Raw genomic sequence first — 23,581 nt, forward strand, 5'->3', positions numbered from 1 at the left:
CTACGTAAAATGAAAAGGTCCTGTCAAAAATTACTCATCTATCTACTGATTTTCACCTCTGTTATCAGTAAAATCAATGCTCAGAATAATGATACTATTATGGTTGATGAGTCTAAAAAAGATAGTTTGTCTGGTATCCATACAAGTAAGCTGAATTATAAAAGTCTGATTCTTCCTACAGCATTCATTGCGTATGGAGTAGCAGGCTTAACAACAGATAAGCTCAAACAACTTAATTTTTCTACCCGTACAGAGATTAATGAACACCAACCGGCACCAATGAACCTGGATAATTATACCCAATATGTTCCTGCAGTAATGGTATACGGATTGAATGCCATAGGAATAAAAGGAAAACATAATCTAAGAGACCGTACTATCATTTATGCTTCTTCACAACTGATTTCTGCGGCATTTACCATGCCTTTAAAATACCTTGTCAAAGAAGAGAGACCCGATCAGTCAAACACCCTTTATTTTCCTTCCGGGCACTCTGCCACAGCATTTTCTTCTGCACAGTTTATGTTCAGGGAATATAAGGATACCAATTTCTGGCTTAGCCTTTCCGGATATCCGTTTGCCATTTTTACAGGAGTATACCGGATGCTGAATGACAAACACTGGCTTGGAGACGTAGTTGCCGGCGCCGGCTTTGGAATTCTTTCTACAGAACTGGCTTACTGGCTTTTCCCAAGGATCGATACTATCCTTCGTGGAAAGAATAAAGCTAAACCCCTCTCAAGTTCTACCATGGTTATGCCTTTCTATCAAAATAAAATAGTAGGAATAGGATTGGTTAGAAATTTCTGAATCAACCTTTTGTAACTGAACGTTTGTTAATTTTTAACCATTAAGGATATTGATCTTAAAGTTAAGATTCAAATAAATTTGAATGAAGCATTTGATTTATTGATAAAGTGAATCGGCGGCCTATGGCCGCCGATTCATATTGTTTCAAACTAAAAACATTGTCTATTAATAGATAATATATTACAAATTTTCCCTGTAAAAAGGGATCAATTTATCCAATGCTATTTTTACAGGCTCCGGCTGATCATACAGTTCGTAATGTGACCATCCTTCCGCAATCACAAGTTCCTTTTTCTCTGATCTGGCTCTTCTTATAATCTCCAGGCCATCTCTGTACGCTCCAAAACCTCCGGGCTTATCCCCAATTACTACCATTAATGGTTGTGTGAGTAATACCTCTGCAAGATAAAAAGCATCCCAGCCCACTGCGGCACTGCTTCGGGAATATAGATAACTGGTCGCTCCGTGTGGTTTTTCCCCTCTTGAGGTTTTGTAATATTCTGTAGCTTCCAATACATCAATATCCTTGATTCCAGCTGCTTTCCCAGCTTCTACAGATGGTGGTAGAAATTGGTCAATACGTCTTTCTGCTCCTCTTGCTTCTGCTGTACGTTGTTCCGCAATCTTCTCCAACGCATCAATAGGGTTCCAGCTTCCAAATGCTTCTCTCCAAAGTCTTCCATAATTAGCTCCTGTAATGCTTCCTACAGCCTTGATACGACGTTCTGTCATAGCTGCGTTGATCGCATAACCACCGCCACCACAAATTCCCAATACCCCGATACGTTTTTCATCTACATAGGGAAGGGTTACAAGATAATCGCAGGCACAACGGAAATCTTCCACTCTTAATGTGGGATCTTCAATGAAACGGATATCTCCGCCACTCGCTCCCTGAAATGATGCATCAAATGCCAGCACTACAAATCCTGCATCTGCCAATGCCTGTCCATACACATTTCCGGAAGTTTGTTCTTTACAGCTTCCTATTGGATGGCCACTAATGATGGCTGCATATTTTTTATTTTCGTCAAAATTAGGAGGGAAATAGAGATCTGCTGCAACGTCCCAGTTAAGATTTTTGAATGTTACTGATTGAATCATAATACTTGTTTTTTAGTGATTAACACTGTGATTATTTTATGATACAAATGTACAGGCATTCATTTTCAAAGCAGGTAAACATATTACCTGAAAACGGATACATTTTACTGATAGAAAAACCTTCAGGTTTCGAAAGACCTGGTGTTTATTTTAAAACAAGATTAATTTACATTCAGAATTATTAATCTAACAATGACGTTAAAAAATTTTAAAATATGAATGTTTATTCCTTTACAAATTATATTTTTACTCTTCTAATTCAAATAAACTAAAAAAACCATGAAATTCAATTACAAAAAAACACTACCTGTATTGGCCGGTATTTTTTTTTCGGGCTTTGCTATGGCACAAGCTCCGTCCATACAGTGGCAAAAATCTTTTGGAGGCACCGGAAGTGACTATGCAAGTTCTATCATACAGACAGCAGATGGTGGATATATGATTGCTGCATCGTCTAACTCAACTAACGGTCATGTTACCGGAAATCACGGAAATTCAGATTACTGGCTCTTAAAATTAAATTCTACAGGAGGTCTTCAATGGCAAAAAACTTTTGGAGGAACTGGAGATGACAGAGCCACTTCAGTTATTCAGACTACAGATGGTGGATATGTGGTTGCCGGAAATTCTGATTCAAACAATGGTGATGTGACAGGCAATCATGGGTTTACGGATGGATGGGTTTTAAAATTAAATTCTGATGCCGGCGTTACTTATTGGAAAAAAGCTTTTGGAGGAACAAATTATGATACAATCAATGAAATAGTCCCAACAACAGATGGTGGATATATATTTGTGGGAAGTTCTTCTTCAAATAATACCGGTGATGTACCCGGAAATAATGGTTATATAGATTATTGGATCGTAAAAATAAATTCGGATGGAAATGTTCAATGGAAAAAATCTTTAGGGGGAACAGGAGATGACCGGGCCGGTTCTGTTGTTCAGACTACAGATGGCGGATACGTAGTTGCCGGATATGCCGAAAACAATAATGGTGATGTAACAGAAAACCATGGAGGGAAAGATTATTGGATCATAAAACTGAATTCAGATGGTGGAGTAATTTACTGGAAAAAATCTTTAGGTGGCTCACACCAGGACTTAGCAACATCTCTTGCAAAAACTTCAGATGGAGGGTTTATTGTAGCAGGTCATGCATTTTCTAATGACGGAGATGTAACCGGAAATCATGATGGAACTGATTACTGGGTTGTAAAAATAGATGCCACAGGAAATATTCAATGGCAAAAAGCTTTGGGGGGAAGCAAAGCTGACTTTGCCTCTTCTGTCATTCAGACAAATGATGGCGGGTATTTGGTTGTAGGAAGTACAGCTTCAAATGACGGCCAGGTGACAGGATATCATCCATCTACAGGTTCAGGTTCAGGAGAAGTGCCTTCTTCTTATGATTATTGGGCTGTAAAACTGGGTGCTACAGGAAATATTCAATGGCAAAAATGCTTGGGAGGATCAGGAGTTGATGATGCAAACTCTGTTATTCAAACAGCAGATGGGGGATATATAATTGCCGGAGGTTCTAATTCAAACAATGGTGATCTAACCGTTAATCAAGGAAATGATGATGTCTGGGTAGTAAAACTCGCTCCGGAGAATCTGGCAACAAACGAGGTTTCGAAAGATATTGTAGTTACAGCTAATGTTTTCCCTAATCCGGCAAAAGATTATATTACCTTAAAGGTTGATTATTTTACCCCTTCTATGCAGGTTGTGATTACAGATATGTTAGGAAAAACAGTGCATCAGCAGAAATTAGAAGGACTAAGAACAAAAATTAATACAAGTCATCTTGAAAAAGGAGTTTATTTTTTAACCGTACAAGGTGGTACACAAAAAATAACTAAAAAATTCATTATAGAATAATTTTACATTAAATATTGACCCAAATAAACCCCACACTTCAAGTGTGGGGTTTTATATTATAAACTGCATCCTTATCTCATTCATTCTAAAATTTTCTTTCAGACTACTTTTGCTTTTCGGATGATTTTTGCTAACAGCGCAGGGAAGAACCTTTTCAGATAAACTCCTAATATTTCTTTGCCACCAATGGCTTTTTGATTTTTCTTTTTTTCAATGGCATACAGCATTTTTTTGGCGAAAATATCCACAGGCATTCCGTTATTGGTAGCATCGTCCATTGTTCCTTGTTTTGATCCGTCACCGGTTACTGCATGAATGGATATATTGGTTTGTATAAACCCAGGGCAGATTATCGTTATTGAAATGTTTTGAGCATATAATTCTGCGCGGAGAGCATCAAAAAAACCATGAAGTGCATGTTTTGCAGCTGCATAACCACTGCGCATCGGAGCTCCGAATATTCCCATAAGGCTTGAAACTACAGCAATCTGTCCGCCTTTATTTTGAATCATATAAGGAACCACGGCTTTGGTTAATGCCACTGTCCCTATAAAATCAACATCCATTAAGCGTTTATCTACTTCTATATCGGTTTCCATAGCCAGAGAACGTTGTGATAATCCTGCATTATTAATCAGAATATCTATTTTTCCAAATGCAGCCTTGGCTTTGGCTGCTATTTCAGGCATTTCTTTATAGTTCTTCAGATCTAAAGGAATTACAGTATATCTGTTAACAGTAAGCCCGGCACTCTCCGCCACTTCATAAAGCTGTTCTTCATTTCTTGAGGAAAGAATAATTTTAGCATTGCTTGTTTGTACCAATTCTTTTACCAGAGCTTCACCAATTCCCGATGATGCTCCTGTAATCCAGATTACTTTATCGTTATAATAATTGCTCATTCTGTGCTTTTATCCATTTGAATTATTCTTTTAACCCAGCAATATACTTTCCGGCTTTCATTCCTGAGAAAATACACCCACCGAGAAATGTCCCTTCCAAGGCCCGGTAACCATGCATTCCGCCACCTCCAAATCCTGCCACTTCCCCTGCTGCATAAAGTCCTTCAATGATACTGTCATCATCTCTTAAAACCTGTCCGTTCAGATTGGTTTTTATTCCGCCAAGTGTTTTTCTTGTTAAAATATTCAGCTTTACCGCAATCAAAGGTCCGTTTTCAGAAGAGAGGATCTTATGGGGAGCAGCAACTCTTCCAAGCTTATCTCCCAGGTAACTTCTGGTGCTTCTGATGTAGTTAATCTGCGTATCTTTTGAAAACTTATTATCAAGCTCCCTGTCTCTGGCTTCGATCTGAGATTTTATTTTTTCATAATTCAGGAGGTGGTTGCCCGCCAGCTGATTCATTCTTTCTACAAGATCTTTCAGATTGTCTGAAACGATGAAATCTTTTCCATGCTTTTTAAAAGCTTCAACAGGGCCGGGAGCTTTCTTTCCAAAAATTCTCTTCAGAAAAAGAGCATAGTCTCTATTGGTAATATCCGGATTCTGTTCTGAACCGGATAGAGCAAATTCTTTTTTGATGATTTTTTGGGTCAGAATAAACCAGGAATAAGAATATCCTGTATCCTGAATGTATTTCAATGTTCCCAGCGTATCAAATCCTGGAAGAAAAGGAGCGGGGAGACGATTTCCCTTAGCATCAAACCACAATGAGGAAGGTCCCGGCAATATCCTGATTCCATGATTGGGCCAGATAGGTGCCCAATTTTGCAACCCTTCTGTGTAATGCCACATCCTGTCACGATTGATGATACTGGCATCTGCATTTTCAGCAATACCAATCATTTTACCATCTACATAGGCCGGAACACCACAAACCATATTTTCCGGAGGGGTACCCAGCCTTTCGGGCCAGTTTTTCCTTACCAATTCATGATTGGCACCGATACCTCCTGAGGCAATGATAATGTGAGGTGCAGAATATTCAAATTGGGAGATGATGTTTCTATTGGTAGCAACCCCTCTTTCCTGAGTATCATTTTCGAGAATATCACCTTTCAGACCGGTTACTTTTCTGTTTTCTACAGTCAGTTCCGTCACTCTGTGCCGGAATTTCATTTGCAGCAGCCCTTTTTCTTTGACTTCATATGCTTTTTCTACAAAAGGTTTTATTACTCCTGTACCGGTTCCCCAGCTCACATGAAAACGGGGGACAGAGTTTCCGTGCCCGCTGGCAGATCCGTCACCACGTTCTGCCCAACCTACCATAAACATCAGTCTGATGCCCATTTTGGAAATGTACTCATACTTTTCCCCTGCAGCAAATTTAAGATAGGCTTCTGCCCATTTTCGGGGCCAATAATCTTCATCACGATCAAAACCTGCAGTCCCTTTCCAGTCCTGTAAAGCCAATTCATAAGAATCTTTAATTCCCACTCGCCGTTGCTGGGGTGAATTAATCAGGAAAAGTCCCCCGAATGACCAGAAAGCCTGTCCGCCAATATTCTGTTCAGTTTCCTGATCCAGAAGCAGTACTTTTTTCCCAACATTTGTAATTTCCATTGCTGCTGTAAGTCCTGCCAATCCGGATCCTATGATTATGGCATCAGGCTGGAATATTTCTTCCATGATAAGGTGTTTTTTATTCACAATACTTTATATAAATGTATAAAATATTTGTATTTAAATACATACAACCCTTTCAAAAACAATAAGAAATTATTAAGATACCAGAGACTTACAATATTGAAGATCTTTTAATCCAAAGTTTCAAATTCAACTATAGCACCGAGATCTTCCAATTGTTTAGCATCATATTCCAGCCATTTTCTGTATCCGGTTCTGAACAATATTTTAGGTTTTTTACTGAGTTCAAGTGCTTCTGATCCTGAGAGCCCGAATTGTTTCTTCAGTAATGCAATAACCTTCATTTTATTGGGTCCTATATCCGTAATATACAAATTGACTTCTGAACCTATTGATTCATAAGTTTCTATTGGTACTTCTGATTCTTCTTCTTCAATACTTGTATAGACTTCTTTCCATAAAGGATTTTCAAGATCTATATTTTCATCAAAATATTGAATTAATGCTTCTTTATCAAATCTTAGATTCTGAATTTCATGCAGTATTTCCTGAAATGTACTTAAACTTTCGGCTATTTTTACAGGCTCCCAAACTCCCTGACCGTGATAGGCGAAATAGACCGGAAAATCATCTTTAGCCTCATTTAGATCAATAAAAAAAGGATCTGCAAAATAATTGGAAGCCAGAACAATCCAATCTGATTTAAATTCTCCCGGCACATCACTCGTCAGGTCTTTATTTTCTACTGAGTTATAATGATATCCATCCTGAAAATAATAAATATGTTCTGCAGAAGTATAATTTTCCGGCAACGCAAGTCCTTCAATAATGGCTGGTTCTTTCAAAAACTGCAGAATAGAGGGGAAAGAAGCTATTTTTTGAGCTAAAATAGTATTTTCATTTTGCTTTCTCTCAAGGTTAGCCTCCGAAACTGCATTCTGTTTTCTTTCAAAAGGAAATTTCCGCTGCATCCAGTGCATCAGATCGCGATCCAGTACTTCAAAATCTTTTTCCTGCAATACTCCATACGAACTCAGGTACACTTTTGTATTTCCTGCATCTTTGGAAATAACAGCAACCTGCCCACCGGAATCGTCTGCCACCGGAAGATATTCGGAAATATATTCCCCAAATTCATAAGTATCATAACGTTCCTGTATCTCTTCTACTGTACGAAACACACGGACTACATCAAAAATAATCTCGTCTTTGTATTTTTTGGTAAAAGCCTTAATAAAATTTGCCCAGTGCTCAGGAGGATTCATTTTCATAGAATAAAAAATACTTTTAAATTACCTTAAATCATAGCTAAGCCTTACTATGATTTGTTTTTCTCTACTAAAATACAAAAAAGAGAAATTCATCTGAAGTTTTATCTTTGTTAAAAATCATGTTACAATGGAAGAAACTAAACCTTATCCAATATTTGCAGTAGATAAAGACGGAACCCGCCACAGCATTGATGCTGCATCCATTATTATACAGCTCGAAGAAGAGGATATTGAAATATCACTGATCCCACCACATCCTGTTTTTCAAGGAAAACTGACCTTAGCAACCGGTTCTGCTATTCAAGGTAGGGAACAGGAGAGAGGTTCCGGAACCCGATTGATCATTGAACCGGGAGCTGCCAATGTCATTCATATCACTCCTAAAAAGAATAAAACCCTCTAAAACCCTGGTAATTGCCGGAAAATACAGTCCTGAAACCTTTTAAAATTCAACAAATCATTTATATATTTGTGAAAAATAGAAGTATGAAGTATTTGTTTATGATGGTGTGCTTTGTCTGCTCCGTTTTCAGCCAGGCACAGCAAACACAAAATCCGTGGAAAGATAGTCAGCTGATGGATCCGGCATTATTGGCCTCCAGAATTGTAAAACATAAAACCAAGGATTTATTAATCATTTCTGTAGGGCCTGAGGCTATTATTAAAGGTTCTGTAGATATTGGCCCTACTCATGAGCCTGAGAATCTGGAAAAATTAAGAACTTATCTTAAAGACATTCCTAAAAATAAGGAAATTGTAATCTATTGTGGATGCTGTCCTTTCGTAAAATGCCCGAATATTCGTCCTGCATTTAATTTATTGATGGAAATGGGTTTTAAAAATGCTCAACTTTTAAATCTTCCTAAAAACATAAAAACGGATTGGCTGGATAAAGATTATCCTACAAATGATTAATATGAAAACAAATTTCATCCTATTATTTTTCATCCTGTTTTCAGGATATACATTCGCTCAAAATAAGATCGAAATAGGGAAGAAGGCTCCTGAAATAGTAATGTCTCAAGCAGATGGATCTCCATTTTCGCTTTCAAGCTTAAAGGGGAAATTGGTTCTTGTTGATTTCTGGGCTACCTGGTGTGCTCCGTGTGTAGGAGAGCAACCGGAATTGAAAAAGCTATATGACACCTATTCTGATCAGGTAAAAGCTAATAAATTTGAAATCCTGGGTGTTTCTCTGGATAAAAATAAAGAGAGCTGGCAGAAAGCGATCGATCGATTTAGTATCAACTGGATACAGATCAGTGATTTAAAATTCTGGAAAAGCCCTGTAGCAAAAGCCTATGAAATAGATGAACTGCCTTTCAATGTTATTATTGATGGGGAAGGAACCATCATCGCTAAAAACCTTCATGAAAAGGAGCTTGAAGAATTTTTAAAGAAAAGTTTAGATCAGAATTAAGATCGGAAGAATAACGATACAAAAGAGTGGTCAGGGTGGCCACTCTTTTTGTTTTTTGACAGTTGTTTGTGCATTAGAATCGGAGCTGATTTAGCTGTTGTTATCAATCAGAAAGTTATAGAGGGAAGACATTCCCGATTGATAAGTTTTTTTCAGTCAAGTTTTATTAATTTCTTGAATTAATGCGGTAAAAGTAAGGAATAAATTCACAAAAATCACAATTAAGGGAATAATTAATATGTTAATCTTTGCTTTTAAATAAGTAACAATTAGTTAATAATAGAAGATAAATAAAGGAAAATATTTGGTAACCATCAGAGACAAAACAGGTTAGAATACTTTGAATATTCATTTTCAAAAAATGGAAAAGAATTTCATATGCTGTTAGAAGCAATTCATATACAATAAAAACAAATATTTCTTCATGATATCTACCTTAGATTCATGAAAAAGAACTTCTACCTCAGATTTGCATTGTCTGTTATCTTACTTATGCATAGTGTCATTTCTATTTTTAGTGGCGATGTTAATAATTTTGGAATCAATTATCTTAATACCATAGGGTATGCACCTATAGGATTATACCTTGCGTGGGTAATAAAACTGACACATCTTGTTTCAGTTCCATTACTTTGGCTGGATCGTTGTATACAACCGGTTGCCATCAGTAATATCATCATTTTGATTTTTGGAATTTATTATATTCATTGGGGGAATGGCTGGTTTGTGGTAGGAGGCGGAAGCAATGGAATTGAATTTAATATTCTTTTGATATTTTCTTTTATCAATCTCATGTATCCTGAAGTTCGTTTAAAAAAAGGATCAACAAAAATATTGTAATTTGATCTTTATTTTGAACTGTTAAGAAGGATTAATAAAACATTTTTGATATTACTGTATTAATCCTATAGGTTGTTTGTAGATGAAAGAACTGTTTTTATAGCTTTTATATTTTTATATTTGACTGAACAATATTACTTTGTACTTTTAAATCATAATAAGCTTGAAATCAATCATAAAATCCAAGGTACAGGTTCATTTGCTTTTTTGGATATTGTATTATATTCTGGAGGCATATCTTGACTTTTACTGGTCCAGATACCAGTTTCCGGATTTCACTTGGCAGATACGGCTTCAGAATACCCTTCTTCTGGAACTGGGGTATCTTCTGATTAAAATTCCTCTTGCTTATTTATTATTGTATGTGTATGAAAAGATTCATTTTAATAAGGTTATTAAATGTATTCTCTATATTCTGATTATTATACTCGCCGTTTTAGGACATCGGTTTTTTACCCATTATATTATTTATCCTTATATCTATGGAGTCACTGAGACTTTAGGTGATAAGCAGCCTTCCGGATTTATCAACGGTCTGGTGGCTTTCAATTCCTTTATGGATCTTATTTTTATGGTTGGATTGGTTTTCGGAGTAGAAATTACAAGACAGAAAAACATGCTGAAAGAACAGATTTCTCAATTGAAATCGGAAAAACTGGATCAGGAACTTACCATGTTAAAAGCCCAGATCAATCCTCACTTTCTGTTTAATACTCTGAATAATATCTATGGAATGGCTCTTAAAAAGGCAGATGAAACCCCTGATGTAATTCTCCAGCTCTCCAAAATCATGCGGTACAATATCTATGAAGCGGCTGAAAAAAGTATTTCCATAGAAAAAGATATTGAAAATATTAAGGATTTTTTACAGATTCAGAAAATAAGACATCACCATCTTAGTGTACAATTACAGGAAAGTATCGATAATCCTTCTCAGGAAATTTCACCGCTTATCCTGATTCAGTTTGTTGAAAATGCTTTTAAGCATGGTGTTTCCGAAAGTCTGGGAAAGTCTTTTATTACCATTGATATTAAACTGGCAGACGGAATTCTTACCTATTCTATTGAAAATTCCAAAGAAGAGAGATCTCATCAGCATTCTACTAAAATAGGACTGAAAAATATCCGCCGCCAGCTTGAACTGCTTTATCCTAAACACAGGCTAACTGTTGAGAATAAAACTGACCGATATATTGTGCAACTCAAAATTGATTTCAATGATACATCCAACCTCTAAAAAATACAACTGTATTATTGTAGAAGACGAGCCCATTGCCGCAGAAATTCTCGAAACTTTTATTTCCCGGGATCCGGAACTGACTCTGACAGGTACATGTTCTGATGCTGTACATGCAAGCAATCTTTTGAGTATTCATAAAGTAGATCTGATGTTCTTAGATCTTCATCTCCCGGTGGTTAAAGGCTTTGAATTTTTGAAACAACTGAAGAATCCGCCATTTGTGATTGTAACAACAGCCTATCATCAATATGCAGTAGAGGGATATGAACTGGATATTGCAGATTATTTACTGAAACCTATTCCTTATGAACGGTTTGTAACAGCCGTTGGTAAATTTAAATACTTAATGGAAGCTGAAGATGCCTTACTGGAAATGGCTGAACGCGATCATATTTTTATCAGTAGTGGCAAGAAACAGATTAAGATCATTCTACAGGACATTTTTTATATCGAAAGTTTAAGGGAATACATTCATATTCATACTAAAACAGAGACATTTACCTTTAAAATGCCAATCAGTAAAATAGAGGCAAGTCTAAACCCGAATATCTTTACCCGTATTCATAAGTCCTATATTATTTCCAAACCAAAAATCGAAGTAAAATCTGCAACCATTGTACAGATTAAAGGCAAAAAGCTTCCTATTGGCCGGACTTACAAGCCATTTATTGACTTGTAGGGTTTAAAACCACCCCGTCAAAAATTAGAGGAATTTTTGCCACCCCTTCAGAGGAGGGGAATGTATAGTCCTTCAATTCAGGAGTTGTGGAGGCTGCAGATTTCCAAAGTTTTTTAAATCATTTAAGATACTGTAATATATTTTATTCCAGTAATAATAAAAACAATCTCCGTAACTCATTACTCATATTTTAGTAGACTGCATCCTGCCATTCATATATAGATTTCACGATATTCTTCACCAATTATTGAATTTTGAATAAACAATAAGCAAAATCAATAATTATGAAATATAAGTTAAAGCTTTTAAGTGCGGGAGTCGCTTTTTTTATCGGAAGCGAAACCTATTTCAGCCAGGGAAAACAGGACACCCTTATCACAAACAATATTGAAGGGATTGTTGTCACCGCATTAGGAATCAAAAGAGAAAAAAGATCTTTAGGGTATTCTACACAGGAGGTAAAAGGGGAAGATCTCAGCAAAAATCCTACAACCAATTTCTTGAATAATTTATCAGGGAAAGTGGCAGGACTTGAGATCAGGCAGTCTACCAACTTCGGAGGCTCAATAGATGCCGTATCAAGAGGGTATAAATCTATTTTGGGTGATAACCAGGCTTTATTTGTCGTAGATGGAGTTCCCATTATCAATAGGAATATAAATTCAACGGTTCAGCAAAACGGAGGTGGTGGTTATGATTATGGAAGTCCTGTTTCGGATATCAATCCTAATGATATTGAAACAGTGAATGTATTAAAAGGGGCTGCTGCAACAGCTTTATATGGATCCAGAGCGCAAAACGGGGCTATTATCATCACTACTAAAAAGGGAAAGAAAAACTCACAGGGCATCGGATTGGAATACAGTGGAAGTATTTCTGTATCTACTGTTGATAAATCAACTTTTCCGGAATACCAGACACAATATGGACAGGGATACTGGGGAAATTATTTTCCGCCATACAAGAATGAACCAATGGCAATTTTGTGGCATGATGCCTCTTACGGAGCTCCATATGATCCCAATCTTATGGTATGGCAATATGATGCCTTCATCCCCGGTTCCAAAAACTTTGGAAAGAAAACACCTTGGGTAATGGCTAAAAACGGACCGATTACCTTCTTTGAAAAGGCTATTAACCAAACCAATAATATTGCTTTGAGTGGCGGAAATGATAAGGCAACCTTCAGACTGAGCTATTCTAATACCAATGCTACGGATATTATGCCTAATTCTTCCTTAATGAAAAATAATTTTGGCGGAAATGCAACTTATAAGATTACCGATAAACTTACAGCAACTCTTTTTGCAAATTATATCACACAAAGAACCAAAGGAAGAAATTCCACAGGATATACGGATAATATTATGACCGGATTCCGACAGTGGTGGGCAACCAATATAGATATTCAGGATCAGAAATATCTTTATGATACTTACCATAAAAACTATACATGGAATATAAAAGGACCGGATAATCTTTCTCCTTCTTATTGGGATAATCCTTATTTTTCACGGTATCAGAATTATCAGAATGACAATAGAGACCGTTTTGCCGGAAACTTCAGCCTGAACTATGATGTTTCAAAAAGCATCAATATTCTGGGAAGAGTAGGAATTGACGGGTATACCATGATGACTGAGGAAAGAAAAGCAGTAGGTTCCATGCCGGCTTTTTTCAGCTTTAATCCTATAGAACAGCCTTCGGGATATGCAGTTACGAATCTCCGCTTTACAGAAACCAATTATGACCTGATCGCTACTTATAAAAATAATATTACAGAGGACTTAAATCTGCAGGCATTATTGGGAGGCAATGTCAATGTACAGTCAAATTATTCCAATGCACAGACAACAACAGGAGGTTTATATATTCCTGATCTTTATACTATTTCCAATTCGGCATCCACTCCTGCCAAACCTATTGTAAACGATAATACAAAATATATTTATGGAGCATTTGTACAGGCTTCTCTAGGATATAAAAACACTTATTATCTGGAAGGAACTTTCAGAAGAGATCAGTCTACCTCATTACCTAAAGCAAAACAGGTTTATTATTATCCTTCCGTTTCTGCCAGTGTTGTATTCTCCAATCTGTTGAAACAACCATGGTTAAGTTTCGGAAAGATAAGAGCAGCGTATGCAGAAGTAGGTTCGGATACTAATGCAGATCAACTAAGAAACAGATACATTCCTCAGGCATCTATAGATAATAATCCTGTGTATTCTTACAATACTTCTTTAAGGAATGCAGACCTTCTTCCCCAGAAACTGAAAAATCTTGAAATAGGAACCAACATGCAGTTTTTAAAAAACAGGATAGGAATAGATCTTTCCTGGTTCAGAAATATTGCATTTGATCAAATATTACCCCTTCCCATTTCTCTGGCAACGGGCTCTCTGTCTAAAATTCAGAATACAGGTGAGCTTACCACAAAAGGGATTGAACTTACTTTGAATGTGACTCCATTGAAATCTGAATATTTTAACTGGGATATGTCTATTAACTGGTCTAATCCCAAAACTAAAGTCACAGCTTTACGGGAAGGTATAGAAAATATTACGCTTGGATCCCTACAGGGTGGTATTTCCATTAATGCTCCCCTCAACGAGGAATATGGAAGTATCTGGGGAGCAGATTTTGTTTATGATCCCAATGGGAACAAGATTATAGGAAGTAATGGGGCTTATCTGCATACTGATGACAGCAATCATAATCTTGGGAGTTTTCAGTCTGATTTTGTGGCAGGCCTGAATAATTCATTTACTTATAAAAACTTTAATTTAAGCTTTCAGATCGATTGGAAAAAAGGAGGAAAAGTATTTTCTCTGGATCAGTATTATGGTTATGGAACTGGACTTTATCCGGATTCTGTAGGCTTTAATGATCTTGGAAATCCTGTTAGAAATCCTTTAGATAATGGTGGCGGTGTTATTTTACCGGGTGTAATGCAGAATCCTAATAATCCGGGGCAATATATTCCCAATACCATCCGCCTTGACCGTTCAATGTCCAGCCAGACGCTGGAAACCGATCCTCCTGTGGCAGCATTTGTGTACGATGCAAGTTTTATCAAGCTTCGCCAGGTATCTGTTTCTTATACCTTCAACAATCAATTCTTAAAAAAGGCAGGGATCCAGAACCTTACACTTGGGCTGACAGGAAGCAACCTGTGGATTATTCATAAGAATCTTCCTTATGCAGATCCGGAATCCGGGCTTTCATCAGGAAGTATCCAGGGATATCAATCCGGAGTAATGCCTTCTACCAGAAACTTTGCCTTCAATCTGAAAGTTAATTTTTAAAACCGTTACCATGAAAAACATTATAATAAGCTCTCTTTTAGTACTGGCCCTTACAAACTGTACATCAGATCATGTGAATGATGATGCCAATGTAGCCTATACTATGGCTCCTGAGCCTCTTCTCACATATGCAGAAAAAGAACTCAGTGATTATATGACCACTCCGAGCGTCAATGAAAATAATTTTCGCCTTACTATGCAATACTGGCAGGAAGTAACCTATGTAAGTGAAAGTAATTATAATTTTACAGCAAGAAATGTCTCCAATAATGTGTGGGCAGACAATTATGTGAATGTTCTGAATAATCTGAATAAGGCTAAAGAACTTATAGAACAATATCAGCCCACAGCCTCAGAAGTGAATACCTGGCCTGCAAAGAAACAGAATCAGCTGGCTATTATTGATATTCTTTCAGTATATACATTTCAGACCATGGTTGATACTTTTGGTGACATTCCTTACAGTCAGGCTCTTAATTATGATAAATTTCCTCTTCCTACCTACGAAAATGATACAGAGATTTACGGAAAATTAATCCATCGCTTACAAACAGATCTCAATAATCTGGAAGAGGGAGAAGGCAGTTTCGGCTCGGGAGATATTCTTTACAGAGGAGATATAGGAAAATGGAAAAAATTTGGAAATTCTCTGCTTTTAAAATTAGGAATTGCTCTTTCTGACGTTAATCCTGCACTGGCTCAATCTACTATCAATGCAGCGATTACAGGAGGAGTTATTACCAATGAAACAGATAATGCTCTTTTTAAGTATCAGGCTGAAACGCCTAACTTTAACCCATTGTTTGAAAATATTGCCAATAGTGGAAGGGATGATTTTTTTGGAGGAAAGCCTTTTATAGATTTTCTTAATGCCACTTCCGATCCCAGAAGAACTCAATACTTTCAGGATGTACATGGTGAATATATTGGTCAGGTAATAGGAGTATCAGGTGTTTTCTCAGATTTTTCTGCTCCGGGGATTTTCGCTTACATTCCTGTTACTCCCGGAAAACTAATGACCAGTACTGAAGTTGCTTTTTACCTTACAGAAGCAGCGGCCAGATTTGGAATTGGCGGAAGTCCCGGGGTTCTTTATCAGAATGCTGTACAGGCCTCTTTCCTGGAATGGGGGCTTTCTACCCAGGATGCACAGAACTACCTTTCAAATAATCCTTATGATGCTTCCAACTGGAAAAAATCTATTGGAGAGCAGTCATGGGTTGCTATGTACAACCATCCTGTAGTATCCTGGAATTTTTACCGGAGATTAGACTTTCCGGTTTTACAGGCTCCACCTACCGCTATTGCCAATGCTGGCGGAAAAATTCCTGTAAGACTTCAGTATCCAACATTGGAAGCAACAACTAATGGAACTAATTATGCCAAAGCTTCAGCAGCCATTGGTGGTGATAAACTCACAACAAAAGTTTTCTGGGATGTTCAGTAAATAAGTTTTTTACTTTTTTCATATCAATTATTTTATACATGAAGCCTGTATTTTTATAATGCAGGCTTTTTTACTGCTATTAGAGTTACCGTTTTAGTGGTTAAAAAAGTTTAAGTCCAATGATTCCTACTACAATCAGCAATGCTGATAGTAATCTTAAGATACTTGCTGAGTCCTGAAAAAATATAATACCTACTAATAAAGTTCCTACTGCACCAATTCCTGTCCACACAGCATATGCCGTCCCAATGGGAATACTTTTCTGAGCATACCAGAGAAAACCACCACTCACTGACATACATGCGATTGAAAACATGATCCAGTTCCATTTATTATTTTCAGGCTGCTGAGATAACTTAAGCCCCAACGGCCATCCGATTTCAAAAATCCCTGCAATAATTAACGCAATCCAGTTCATACTATTTATTTTTTTTAATGATTAGGAATGAAAATCTATCGCTAATGACTTCTAATTTATTTTAATGGTCATCATTATACTATTTCATCCTTCTCAATTACCATACAAAGGTACCGGGATCTACTCATATCCAGAGGTAGAAACTAAGTGACCCTGCAAAAAACACTGATAAATCGTATTATTTTGAGAATGAAACGCTAAACATCTTAAACCAATCTAAGTTTAAATAACCAAAATATTTGATATCTTTAAATTATAAAAAACAGATCTATTTAATTTACTTCAGATATGCTAACAGATATCATTACCTCTAATCTCAATGTAATCTTTTGCGGAATTAATCCAGGCTTAAAATCCTCCAACGATGGCCATCATTTTTCAGGGAGGAGCAACCGTTTTTGGAAAGTTCTTCATCTCTCAGGTTTTACTCCTTATGAGATTGAAGCGGTGAATGATACTGTTATTCTAGAATTCGGGTGTGGGTTAACAACGGCTGTTGCAAGAGCAACTTCCCGCGCTGATGAACTTTCAAAGGAAGAATTTGATGATGCTCTTGAAACGTTTAAGGCCAAAATAACAGAATTTCAGCCTAAGTATGTAGCTTTTCTGGGTAAGGCTGCTTATAAAGCCTTTTCTAAAAAGAAAGAAATTCAATGGGGACAACAGCCGGAGGATTTTTGTGGGGCAAAAGTCTGGGTTTTACCTAATACAAGTGGTTTAAATCGTGGATTTTCTTTGGATGATCTTGTTGCTTATTACAAAGAGTTTTATCAGACCATTCATTCATCGTAAAATCTATATTATGTTGGGCTTGCTCACATATTTATTTCCCTTCACAAAAAAACGCCAGGGTAATAATGCATCTTCCTGTGCATAAGCAACTCCTATGCGAGGCCCTGTAACGATATCTTCAGAAGGATACTGAATTCCGCGATCTTCAATCCATATTTCATTTCCGGTCAGATCTTTTTTATTAAATGAACGATCAATTCCCAAAGCTTTAGCAGCAGATCCGGGGCCAGAGGAAATTACAGCTTTAGAAGCGGGCATATTTCTCCTGTTTTCCATAATCTCAGTTCCGATTAACGGTTCAATAGCTCTCACCAGAACGGCATGAGGCTCATCTTCCACAGAAGTTACCACATTGAAAAGATGGTGAATGCCATAACATAAATACACGTAAGAAATTCCGCCATGGCTGTACAGTGTCTCAGTTCGGTCTGTACGTCTGCCTCCGTAAGCATGAGAAGCTTTGTCGTAAACTCCATTATAAGCTTCCGTTTCTACAATAATTCCGGCTGTTATTTCACCATTGATTTCTGTAAAAAGTACTTTTCCCAAAAGATCCTGAGCCAGAAAAAGGACGTCTTGGGCTGAATAATAGGAGAGTGGTAGTTTCAAATGATTTATGTTTGCCTAAAATTAGTAATAATTTGTTATATGAAGGGCTGGAAGGGGGAAGCTTGAGGCTGGAAGTTACTATTGGACATATATAACTTTTGAATTACATTTTTAACTTCAGTAAAGCATCGTTGAAAAGCAGTAAAAGAAGTTGGAGGCGGGGAGAGGGAAGCTGGAGGTTACTATTTCGTTGATAACTTCTGAATGACATTTCTAACTTGATTAAAACACTATTTAAATGCAATAGCCAACTGTACAGCAACTTTGCTGATAAAGCCGGTTTAAGATTAAAAAAAGGAGAAGCAAACATTTTAGAGGAAGCTACTGCAGAAATTCAAAAGGAACAGATGAAAGTACATCTAAAAAAAAATAGAATTGCCTCCTGACTGCAAGTACTTCCTGCCCCCAGCCTCCCTCTTCCTTTCTCCTTACTCCTTACTCCTTTTCTTCCTTACTCAAAAAAAGCCCCACATTCCTGTGAGACTTCTATTGATTATCTTATCTTCCTCCCGGAGGACAGTGTTCTTTTAAATATTTGGTAAACATTGTAGCCAGATGCAATGATGTTCCTTCACCTTCACTGATAGAGTGAGTTCTGTTGGGATAAGACATCAGCTGAAACTGTTTGTTATATTTTACAAGTTCATTAATGTAAACTTCTGTATTCTGATAATGCACGTTATCATCACCTGTTCCATGAACCAGTAACAGATTCCCTTTAAGGTTTTTAGCATAAGCCAGAGGAGAACCGTTTACAAAATCTTCTCTGTTTTCCTGTGGAAGTCCCATATAACGTTCCTGGTAGATATTGTCATAGAATAATTGGTTGGCTACCGGAGCAATCGCGATTCCGGTCTGGTAGATATCAGGATATTGGCCTAAAAGGTTTAATGTGGAAGAACCGCCGCCGCTCCAGCCCCATACAGCCACTCTGGAAGTATCTGCATAAGACCATTTTGCAAACAGCGCTTTAGCACCCATAGCCTGATCGCGAATATTCAGCTGTCCTATTTTACGGTAAATAGATTTTCTCCATTCACGCCCTTTAGGAGCAGGAGTTCCGCGATTTTCAAGGGAAACATACAGATACCCGTCCTGAGCCATATCTCCAACATATAAACCATTCTTTCCTGCGTAGAAATTGTCTGTTACGGTTTGCGATCCGGGTTCACCATATACCATAAACACAATCGGGTATTTTTTATTAGGATCAAAATCTTTAGGTTTTACTACCCATCCGTCTAAAGTAACACCATCCTGTGTAGTAATCTGGAAAAATTCTGTTTTGGCTCTCGCCGGATCTGCTTTTGAGACACTCTTGGCAGCTACAAGCTCTTTATGTTCCGGAAGTGATACCACAGCTCCTGCTGAACGCGCATTGACACTGCTGTTGTTAAACATTGCAATTTTTCCGTTGGGAGATATTGTATATTGATTGGATCCGGTGTACGCTGCAGGAGTGATTTTTTGAGCTTTTCCACCCTGCATACTTACTTTGTACAGATATTTCTGGGCAGCATTATCAGGGGAGGCCAAAAAGTAGATCAGCTTGTTCTGAACATCAAAAAACTCAGGTTTAATCACATCAAAAGCATCTTTTGTAATCAACGTTTCCTTACCGTTCATATCTATTTTATAAATATGTCTCCAGCCGTCTTTTTCAGAAAGCCATAAGAACTCTTTACCATTGTTGATCCAGTCCCAGCCACTTGGGTCATTGTCATTCCAGCGGGATTTGATGTCAATCCATGCTGCATCTGTTTCCGTATGAATGGTTTTGCTGCTTCCGGACTGAGCGTCTGCCACTATAATTTTACTCTGATTCTGTTTTCTGTTAAGCTGCTGCAAAATAATAGATTTAGAATCCAATACCCATTCCATTCTCGGAATATAATGTTGTACCTCGTCACCTGCAATGTCTGCTTTCTTCGAAGATTTTGCAGCAAGATCATAGAACCAGATACTGCATCCCGAAGGATTTTCACCCACTTTCGGATATTCTACAGGAACAGTAAATGAATATAGACTATCGGTATTATTGATCATCAGGAAGTTTTTAGTATCCCGTGCATCCAGCTTCCAGTAAGCAATTTTGCTTCCGTCCGGAGACCATCTGAAACCATCCTGAGTCCCGAACTCTTCCTCATAAGCCCAATCAAAAGTTCCGTTAATCATTCGGTCTGTACCATCATTAGTAATCTTAGTAAGCTGATTATTAGAAAGGTCTTCAATATAAATATTATGCTTAGATACATAAGCCACCTTTTTACCATCAGGAGAGAACTTTGCAAACATTAATGATGAGGTGGGCAAGCTTTTCCCAAGCTGTGTGAGCTTTTTAGTATTTTTATCAAAGATCCAATAATCTCCACGGGTATTATCGCGCCATACTTTCTGGGTATTGGTAAAAAGCAATAAACTTTTCCCATCCGGTGAAACCTGAAAGCTCTGTACTTCTAAAGCTGTAGAGCTTCCGGAAGGAATTAAGTCATTATTGCTTAAAAAAGCCTGATCTTTTCCAGGATTCAGTACGTCAATAATCCCGACACCATTTTGGGTAAATGAGTAATAAGCATTACCATCAGGAGTCCATTGCGTTTTCTGTGCTGCAAATGGTGACAAACACAGAAAGTATAATGCTACAATTGTTAGTTTTTTTATCTTTTTCATATAGAAAATCGGAATTAAGCTAAATGCTCTGCTCTGTAGTTTTCAATTTCATCAACGGTTGTAATCAATCCGTTTCCAAGAAGTCTGTAACTGTCATCTGTAATCAGGAAATCATCTTCCACACGAACTCCACCGAAGTTTCGATATTCATTTACCTTATCGTAATTAATGAATTCAGCACTTTTATTTTCGGCCTGCCAGATATCAATCAATTCAGGAATCATGTAAATACCGGGTTCCACGGTTACTACAAATCCTGGTTCCAAAGCCTTTCCTAAACGTAAAGATTTAAGACCAAATGTTTTGGTATCTTTTGGTTCTTCTTCGGTATATCCTATATATTGCTCACCAAGGTCTTCCATATCATGTACATCCAATCCCATCATATGTCCCAGTCCACATTGGAAAAACAGAGTATGAGCGTTGTTTTTTACGGCCTCTTCAGGGTTCCCTTTCATCAAGCCCAAATCAACAAGTCCTTCTACCAGATACTCAGAAGCTTTCAGGTAAATATCTTTGAATTTAACTCCCGGTTTCAAAAGATTCTGAGCGTTATTGAATGAATTCAAAACCACGTCATACATTTCTTTTTGTTTTGTACTAAAGGTTTTGCTTACCGGAAATGTTCTGGTTAAGTCACCTGCATATCCCATAGCCGTTTCTGCTCCGGAATCATTAAGGAAAAGATCACCTTCCTTCAATGTATTAAGACGGTAATGATTGTGAAGTATTCCACCGTTGATCGTAACAATTGGCGGATAAGACATCTGACATTCTTTATTAGCAGCAAGATATTGAATAGCATTGGCTATTTCATATTCTTTAACGCCCGGTTTTGCCATTCTCATGGCCAGTAAATGCATTTCATTAGATACATTCACCGCTTCTTCTATCTGTACAATTTCCTGAGCTTCTTTTACAGAACGTTGCTTTACAACAGCCTTAATCATTTCTACAGAAGATTGTAATTCTGCAATCTTAATTCCTAATAGGTCCGTCAATAAGATTTTATTGGAAGACTGATAGGGTGGAAGATAATGTACTTTTCTTCCGGATGTCTGTGCTTTCAGAATATATTGGGCAAGCTCGGCATACGGTAAAGTTTCCTGCACACCAGACTTTTGACTCTTTTCTTTCAAAGTTTCCTGTCTGCCCATCCAGACGATATCATCAATACTCAGTTCATCTCCGAAAACAATGGTCTTATTTTCATCAATATCAATAATAGCTGCAATCTTAGGTTCCTGAATTCCGAAATAATACAGGAAAGTACTGTCCTGGCGGAAATAATAAGGATTATGCTCAAAGTTTACAGGATTCTCTATATTCCCTAAAAACAATAGAATTCCACTCGCCACATTGCTTTGCAATACGGCTCTTCTGTCTTGATAAGTCTGTGCTGAAAACATATATTATGAATACTTTTTATTTTAAAAGTTTAAAGTTACGATTTTGTACTACTCGAAGTACTTTATTCATTAAAATTATGAAGATGTAAAGTTTGTATTTTAATATGATATTTAATGTTCATATTTTACTTAAATTCGGCAATATTTTAACCTACCCCCTTCATTGGTTTTATAAAGTATTGATTATATGAAGAGCCTTCAGTTTTCAGTCCCTGCTGACACCAACAAAAGTATCCGTATTCAGGAAGATATTATGCCTAATTTCTATCCTTATTTCCACCGGCATACGGAAACACAGATCATGTGGATCCTTAAAGGGCATGGTACTCTGGCGATAGAACAAAACCTCTTCACCTTCGAACCCGGAGATATTTTTTATCTGGGCGCCAATCAGTCTCACGTTTTCAAAGGAGATTTTAAAGAAAATGAAAAACAAAAAGTTCATGCGATCTCTATATTCTTCGATCCTGATAAAAAAATAGTTGCCTTTTTTGATTTACCCGAATTTGAAGAGCTTAAAAATTTCATTGAACACTCAAAAGTAGGATTTCAGGTTGCTTCAAAATTAAAAGCAAGTGTAGGAGAGAGTATGGCAGCCTTACAAAAAACACAGGGAATAGAACAAATCATAGGTTTTATAAAGATTTTAAACCACTTGATGCAGAACAGACATCTGCATATCCCCCTTTCTTCAGAAAAGAATCTGCCTAATCATATTTCAGACAATGATCAGCGAATTATAGATGCCCAAAACTATATTAAGAAAAATTTCACTCAATATAAGCTTACTCTTGATGCCATTGCAAAAGAGGCCTGCATGACTCCACAGGCATTCTGTAGATCCTTTAAAAAACGCACCCGAATTACTTATATTCAATACCTTAATGAATTACGGGTACAAAGAGCCTGCAGATTATTAACCTCCAGCAGTATGTACAGCATTTCATCCGTTGCGTTTAACAGCGGATTCAACAGTCTTACCAACTTCAACCGGGTATTTAAATCCATCATGAAGTACTCTCCAAAAGAATATCTGAAGCATTATAAAGAGGCTACTACAGACCACGAATAATCACATGTTAAAATACGGTTAGAATACATTAAAATATTAACATTTACCGTTTTAAAATTCA

20 protein-coding genes are annotated in these 23,581 nt (G+C 37.2%); 12 read left to right on the forward strand and 8 right to left on the reverse strand.

Annotation, left to right across the window (positions count from 1 at the left end):
• Positions 1 to 9: 9 nt before the first annotated feature.
• Positions 10 to 810: a phosphatase PAP2 family protein gene (locus tag WH267_RS18165; RefSeq protein ID WP_340010095.1), complete on the forward strand. Its 801-nt coding sequence runs from the start codon at positions 10 to 12 to the stop codon at positions 808 to 810.
• Between the two features lie 180 nt (positions 811 to 990).
• Here the strand turns inward: WH267_RS18165 and WH267_RS18170 are convergent, their stop codons facing one another.
• The gene (locus tag WH267_RS18170; protein ID WP_445223280.1) at positions 991 to 1,914 is read right to left on the reverse strand and encodes an alpha/beta hydrolase; all 924 of its coding nucleotides are present in this window, start codon (positions 1,912 to 1,914) and stop codon (positions 991 to 993) included.
• 279 nt (positions 1,915 to 2,193) lie between these two features.
• Here WH267_RS18170 and WH267_RS18175 point away from each other — a divergent pair, with 279 nt between their 5' ends.
• On the forward strand, positions 2,194 to 3,798 hold the full coding sequence (locus tag WH267_RS18175) for a T9SS type A sorting domain-containing protein (RefSeq protein ID WP_115972888.1): 1,605 nt from the start codon (positions 2,194 to 2,196) through the stop codon (positions 3,796 to 3,798).
• Between the two features lie 98 nt (positions 3,799 to 3,896).
• Here WH267_RS18175 and WH267_RS18180 read toward each other — a convergent pair whose 3' ends face one another.
• The 3 genes from WH267_RS18180 to WH267_RS18190 form a co-directional block, all read right to left on the reverse strand.
• Positions 3,897 to 4,700: an SDR family oxidoreductase gene (locus WH267_RS18180; protein ID WP_340010096.1), complete on the reverse strand. Its 804-nt coding sequence runs from the start codon at positions 4,698 to 4,700 to the stop codon at positions 3,897 to 3,899.
• Between the two features lie 22 nt (positions 4,701 to 4,722).
• Positions 4,723 to 6,387: an FAD-binding dehydrogenase gene (locus tag WH267_RS18185; protein ID WP_340010097.1), complete on the reverse strand. Its 1,665-nt coding sequence runs from the start codon at positions 6,385 to 6,387 to the stop codon at positions 4,723 to 4,725.
• 128 nt (positions 6,388 to 6,515) lie between these two features.
• Positions 6,516 to 7,616 (reverse strand): hypothetical protein, encoded by a 1,101-nt coding sequence (locus WH267_RS18190; RefSeq protein WP_340010098.1) that lies wholly within the window; start codon positions 7,614 to 7,616, stop codon positions 6,516 to 6,518.
• Positions 7,617 to 7,743: 127 nt separating this feature from the next.
• On the opposite strand from WH267_RS18190, the gene WH267_RS18195 reads away from it, so the two are divergent.
• From WH267_RS18195 to WH267_RS18230, 8 genes are all read left to right on the forward strand, one after another.
• Positions 7,744 to 8,019 carry a hypothetical protein gene (locus WH267_RS18195; RefSeq protein ID WP_123319122.1) on the forward strand — a complete coding sequence of 92 codons (276 nt, stop codon included), beginning with the start codon at positions 7,744 to 7,746 and terminating at the stop codon, positions 8,017 to 8,019.
• 83 nt (positions 8,020 to 8,102) lie between these two features.
• Positions 8,103 to 8,531, forward strand: a complete 429-nt coding sequence (locus WH267_RS18200) for a rhodanese-like domain-containing protein (RefSeq protein ID WP_340010099.1) — start codon at positions 8,103 to 8,105, stop codon at positions 8,529 to 8,531.
• A gap of 1 nt (position 8,532) precedes the next feature.
• Positions 8,533 to 9,036, forward strand: coding sequence for a TlpA family protein disulfide reductase (locus tag WH267_RS18205; RefSeq protein ID WP_340010100.1), 504 nt, complete (start codon positions 8,533 to 8,535; stop codon positions 9,034 to 9,036).
• A 444-nt stretch (positions 9,037 to 9,480) separates the two neighbouring features.
• Positions 9,481 to 9,876, forward strand: coding sequence for a DoxX family protein (locus tag WH267_RS18210; RefSeq protein ID WP_340010101.1), 396 nt, complete (start codon positions 9,481 to 9,483; stop codon positions 9,874 to 9,876).
• Between the two features lie 163 nt (positions 9,877 to 10,039).
• Positions 10,040 to 11,113 carry a sensor histidine kinase gene (locus WH267_RS18215; protein WP_340010102.1) on the forward strand — a complete coding sequence of 358 codons (1,074 nt, stop codon included), beginning with the start codon at positions 10,040 to 10,042 and terminating at the stop codon, positions 11,111 to 11,113.
• Positions 11,094 to 11,795 carry a LytR/AlgR family response regulator transcription factor gene (locus WH267_RS18220; RefSeq protein ID WP_340010103.1) on the forward strand — a complete coding sequence of 234 codons (702 nt, stop codon included), beginning with the start codon at positions 11,094 to 11,096 and terminating at the stop codon, positions 11,793 to 11,795. Before WH267_RS18215 ends, WH267_RS18220 begins: the two co-directional genes overlap by 20 nt.
• Before the next feature lie 284 nt (positions 11,796 to 12,079).
• Positions 12,080 to 15,103, forward strand: a complete 3,024-nt coding sequence (locus tag WH267_RS18225) for a SusC/RagA family TonB-linked outer membrane protein (RefSeq protein WP_340010104.1) — start codon at positions 12,080 to 12,082, stop codon at positions 15,101 to 15,103.
• Positions 15,104 to 15,113: 10 nt separating this feature from the next.
• Positions 15,114 to 16,550: a SusD/RagB family nutrient-binding outer membrane lipoprotein gene (locus tag WH267_RS18230; protein WP_340010105.1), complete on the forward strand. Its 1,437-nt coding sequence runs from the start codon at positions 15,114 to 15,116 to the stop codon at positions 16,548 to 16,550.
• Positions 16,551 to 16,650: 100 nt separating this feature from the next.
• On the opposite strand, the gene WH267_RS18235 is transcribed toward WH267_RS18230, so the two are convergent.
• Positions 16,651 to 16,968, reverse strand: coding sequence for a DMT family transporter (locus tag WH267_RS18235; protein WP_340010106.1), 318 nt, complete (start codon positions 16,966 to 16,968; stop codon positions 16,651 to 16,653).
• 288 nt (positions 16,969 to 17,256) lie between these two features.
• Between WH267_RS18235 and mug the strand changes: the two genes are divergently transcribed.
• Complete coding sequence (mug, locus tag WH267_RS18240; RefSeq protein ID WP_340010107.1) at positions 17,257 to 17,760, forward strand: G/U mismatch-specific DNA glycosylase; 504 nt, start codon at positions 17,257 to 17,259, stop codon at positions 17,758 to 17,760.
• A 3-nt stretch (positions 17,761 to 17,763) separates the two neighbouring features.
• Here mug and WH267_RS18245 read toward each other — a convergent pair whose 3' ends face one another.
• The 3 genes from WH267_RS18245 to WH267_RS18255 form a co-directional block, all read right to left on the reverse strand.
• Positions 17,764 to 18,369 carry a DNA-3-methyladenine glycosylase gene (locus WH267_RS18245; protein ID WP_340010108.1) on the reverse strand — a complete coding sequence of 202 codons (606 nt, stop codon included), beginning with the start codon at positions 18,367 to 18,369 and terminating at the stop codon, positions 17,764 to 17,766.
• 498 nt (positions 18,370 to 18,867) lie between these two features.
• Complete coding sequence (locus WH267_RS18250) at positions 18,868 to 21,039, reverse strand: S9 family peptidase (RefSeq protein ID WP_340010109.1); 2,172 nt, start codon at positions 21,037 to 21,039, stop codon at positions 18,868 to 18,870.
• A 14-nt stretch (positions 21,040 to 21,053) separates the two neighbouring features.
• The gene (locus WH267_RS18255) at positions 21,054 to 22,448 is read right to left on the reverse strand and encodes an aminopeptidase P family protein (RefSeq protein ID WP_340010110.1); all 1,395 of its coding nucleotides are present in this window, start codon (positions 22,446 to 22,448) and stop codon (positions 21,054 to 21,056) included.
• A 187-nt stretch (positions 22,449 to 22,635) separates the two neighbouring features.
• On the opposite strand from WH267_RS18255, the gene WH267_RS18260 reads away from it, so the two are divergent.
• Positions 22,636 to 23,520, forward strand: coding sequence for an AraC family transcriptional regulator (locus WH267_RS18260; protein ID WP_340010111.1), 885 nt, complete (start codon positions 22,636 to 22,638; stop codon positions 23,518 to 23,520).
• Positions 23,521 to 23,581: the final 61 nt, after the last annotated feature.

Origin of the sequence: Chryseobacterium sp. MYb328 (assembly GCF_037572595.1) — a bacterium.
Taxonomy (GTDB): Bacteria; Bacteroidota; Bacteroidia; order Flavobacteriales; family Weeksellaceae; genus Chryseobacterium; species Chryseobacterium pennae.

Bases quoted from the DNA above. Each gene is read 5' to 3' on its own strand.
- WH267_RS18165 (WP_340010095.1), top strand. From the start codon at position 10: ATGAAAAGGTCCTGTCAAAAATTACTCATCTATCTACTGATTTTCACC.
- WH267_RS18185 (WP_340010097.1), bottom strand. From the start codon at position 6,387: ATGGAAGAAATATTCCAGCCTGATGCCATAATCATAGGATCCGGATTG.
- WH267_RS18175 (WP_115972888.1), top strand. From the start codon at position 2,194: ATGAAATTCAATTACAAAAAAACACTACCTGTATTGGCCGGTATTTTT.
- WH267_RS18220 (WP_340010103.1), top strand. From the start codon at position 11,094: ATGATACATCCAACCTCTAAAAAATACAACTGTATTATTGTAGAAGAC.
- WH267_RS18195 (WP_123319122.1), top strand. From the start codon at position 7,744: ATGGAAGAAACTAAACCTTATCCAATATTTGCAGTAGATAAAGACGGA.
- mug (WP_340010107.1), top strand. From the start codon at position 17,257: ATGCTAACAGATATCATTACCTCTAATCTCAATGTAATCTTTTGCGGA.
- WH267_RS18170 (WP_445223280.1), bottom strand. From the start codon at position 1,914: ATGATTCAATCAGTAACATTCAAAAATCTTAACTGGGACGTTGCAGCA.
- WH267_RS18250 (WP_340010109.1), bottom strand. From the start codon at position 21,039: ATGAAAAAGATAAAAAAACTAACAATTGTAGCATTATACTTTCTGTGT.
- WH267_RS18210 (WP_340010101.1), top strand. From the start codon at position 9,481: ATGAAAAAGAACTTCTACCTCAGATTTGCATTGTCTGTTATCTTACTT.
- WH267_RS18190 (WP_340010098.1), bottom strand. From the start codon at position 7,616: ATGAAAATGAATCCTCCTGAGCACTGGGCAAATTTTATTAAGGCTTTT.
- WH267_RS18225 (WP_340010104.1), top strand. From the start codon at position 12,080: ATGAAATATAAGTTAAAGCTTTTAAGTGCGGGAGTCGCTTTTTTTATC.
- WH267_RS18200 (WP_340010099.1), top strand. From the start codon at position 8,103: ATGAAGTATTTGTTTATGATGGTGTGCTTTGTCTGCTCCGTTTTCAGC.
- WH267_RS18235 (WP_340010106.1), bottom strand. From the start codon at position 16,968: ATGAACTGGATTGCGTTAATTATTGCAGGGATTTTTGAAATCGGATGG.
- WH267_RS18205 (WP_340010100.1), top strand. From the start codon at position 8,533: ATGAAAACAAATTTCATCCTATTATTTTTCATCCTGTTTTCAGGATAT.
- WH267_RS18255 (WP_340010110.1), bottom strand. From the start codon at position 22,448: ATGTTTTCAGCACAGACTTATCAAGACAGAAGAGCCGTATTGCAAAGC.
- WH267_RS18230 (WP_340010105.1), top strand. From the start codon at position 15,114: ATGAAAAACATTATAATAAGCTCTCTTTTAGTACTGGCCCTTACAAAC.
- WH267_RS18180 (WP_340010096.1), bottom strand. From the start codon at position 4,700: ATGAGCAATTATTATAACGATAAAGTAATCTGGATTACAGGAGCATCA.
- WH267_RS18260 (WP_340010111.1), top strand. From the start codon at position 22,636: ATGAAGAGCCTTCAGTTTTCAGTCCCTGCTGACACCAACAAAAGTATC.